We start from the raw sequence: 1,188 nt of genomic DNA, 5'->3' as shown, positions 1-1,188 counted from the left end.
GCAGATTTTGCTGCACCCGATCGATCAGCAGGTCACTCATGGCCGACCCCCGCCGCCGCGAGATACTCGGTGATCGGGCGGTACTGGACGGTCACGGCCCAGGGGGTCGCAACCGGTCCCAGAGTGCGAGCCTTTCCCTTGCGCCCCTCCGGCGGGCGGCGATACTTCATCCGATTCTGCTCCGGATCTTCCCTCAAGGCTCGAACCAGCGACGGATCGGCCACCAGGTGCCCGTGCCCCTCGGGAATCTGGTAGGCCACCAGCAGCTCGGCGCCGTCGAAAACGCGCAGCAGCCCGTCCTTGACGCGTACCAGGACCTCCTTGCAGACCGCCCGATGCGGCACCATGTAGCGATTGCGATCGAAGCGCGCGATGCAGTCTTTGCCCACGCTTCGGAAATGGCGGGCGCTGGTATCGAAGTCGGTGCGCGGCAACGGCCCCAGATGCAAGCGCTCGGCCTCGAAGCGCTCCGCGATGCTCTGGCAGGTGGTGCCGTGGATGCGCGACTCCTGCTCCAAAAGCCAGGCGAGCAGATCCCGGTTGCCCGAGGGCAGGCTTGCGCAGCGATATCCGCGCCAGAATCCCTCGCGGATGAACCGGATCGGGCGCTCCACCTTCCCCTTGACCCAGGAGGCGTACGGAGGACACAGCCGCGGGGCAAAGCCGGTGTGCTCCGCGAACGAAAGGAAGCCCTCGTTCCACTGCGGCTCCTTGCCGCGCCGGCGGATCACCACCGTTTTCATGCAGTCGTAGAGGATCTCGGCGGGCACCCCGCCGAAGAACCGGAACGCCCGCTGGTGCGCCTCCATGAAATTCGTCAGGTCCGGGCGCAGCAGCAGCTCGGCATAGCGCTTCCGGCTGAAACCCAGCACCATCAGGAACATGTGGTACTTCGCGACGGTCTCTCCCGCTTCGTCGACCACCGCCAGCTCGGCGAAGTCCACCTGGGCCTGCTGCCCGGGCTCGGTCTCGAATCGCAGGAAGGCCTTGCGCACGAGACGATCCCTCACACCACGCACGAACCGCTGCACCGCGCGCACGCCGCCTGCGAACCCCAACACCTTGAGCCGCTGGTGCATCCACGTGGCGTGATAATCATCCTCTTCCATCCAGGCTTTGATGCGATCGGCGAAGGCCCCGAGTACCGACCCTCGCCGCGACGCGGGGGGCGGCGGTGGCTGCCCGCCC

Annotated in this window: 1 protein-coding gene; it reads right to left on the bottom strand. The window is 66.8% G+C overall.

What is annotated here, in order from left to right:
- Positions 1–32 precede the first annotated feature (32 nt).
- The coding region (gene istA / locus VJ307_01950; GenBank protein HJX72889.1) for an IS21 family transposase at positions 33–1,188 on the bottom strand (1,156 nt) is incomplete at its 5' end.

It is taken from the genome of Candidatus Deferrimicrobiaceae bacterium (genome assembly GCA_035256765.1).
In the GTDB taxonomy this organism is placed as follows: Bacteria; Desulfobacterota; Deferrimicrobia; order Deferrimicrobiales; family Deferrimicrobiaceae; genus CSP1-8.
Note: the sequence above shows the minus strand (reverse complement) of the source record. Positions and strands in the feature narration are given on the sequence as shown.